This is a genomic window from Glaciecola sp. SC05 (assembly GCF_041380235.1).
Lineage (GTDB): Bacteria > Pseudomonadota > Gammaproteobacteria > Enterobacterales > Alteromonadaceae > Glaciecola.
Genome location: NZ_JBGIYY010000050.1, coordinates 1 through 1,172, shown reverse-complemented (window position 1 = coordinate 1,172; position 1,172 = coordinate 1). Strand labels below are relative to the sequence as shown.

At 46.2% G+C, this 1,172-nt stretch carries 1 protein-coding gene; it reads left to right on the top strand.

The window, feature by feature from the left end; all coding sequences use genetic code 11:
• Nucleotides 1-1,122, top strand: a 1,122-nt coding sequence (tuf, locus tag AB9H30_RS19310) for an elongation factor Tu (RefSeq protein WP_371196425.1), incomplete at its 5' end; no start/stop codon positions are given.
• Nucleotides 1,123-1,172 lie beyond the last annotated feature (50 nt).

The window sequence follows — 1,172 nt, the reverse complement described above, 5'->3', positions numbered from 1 at the left end:
GATCACGGTAAAACGACGCTAACAGCAGCAATCACTTCAGTCCTAGCAAAGACATACGGCGGTTCTGCTCAAGCATTTGATCAAATCGATAATGCTCCTGAAGAGCGTGAGCGCGGTATTACTATTTCTACGTCACACGTAGAATACGATACACCTAAGCGTCACTACGCACACGTAGACTGTCCTGGACACGCCGATTATGTGAAAAACATGATCACTGGTGCTGCTCAAATGGACGGTGGGATTTTGGTTGTTGCGGCAACTGACGGCCCTATGCCACAAACACGTGAGCACATTTTGTTAGGTCGCCAAGTTGGTATTCCTTACATGATCGTATTCATGAACAAATGTGACATGGTAGACGACGAAGAATTACTAGAGCTAGTTGAAATGGAAGTTCGCGAACTTCTCACTGAATATGAATTTCCAGGTGATGACTTACCGGTAATTCAAGGCTCAGCTCTTAAAGCACTTGAAGGCGATCCAGCTTGGGAAGCGAAAATTATCGAGCTAGCAGAAGCACTGGATGATTACATTCCAGAGCCAGAGCGCGCGATCGACAAGCCGTTCATCTTACCAATCGAAGATGTATTCTCAATTTCAGGCCGTGGTACGGTAGTAACCGGTCGTGTTGAGCAAGGTATTGTAAAAGTGGGCGAAGAAGTAGAAATCGTTGGTATCAAAGATACGACTAAGACGACTTGTACTGGCGTTGAAATGTTCCGTAAGCTTCTAGACGAAGGCCGTGCTGGAGAGAACGTTGGTGTTCTACTACGTGGTACTAAGCGTGAAGACGTAGAGCGTGGTCAAGTATTGGCTAAGCCTGGTTCAATCAAACCCCACACTAAGTTTGAAGCTGAAGTATACGTACTGAGCAAAGACGAAGGTGGCCGTCATACTCCATTCTTCAAAGGATATCGCCCGCAGTTTTACTTCCGTACGACTGACGTAACAGGCGCTGTAGAGTTACCGGAAGGCGTAGAGATGGTAATGCCTGGTGACAACCTTAAGTTTGTTGTAGAGCTAATTGCTCCAATCGCGATGGACGAAGGTTTACGCTTCGCTATCCGTGAAGGTGGCCGCACAGTAGGTGCGGGTGTTGTAGCTAAAATCTTAGATTAATAGCACACCAAAAAATTAAGAAAGGTCGCTGTTTAGCGGCCTTTTTTATT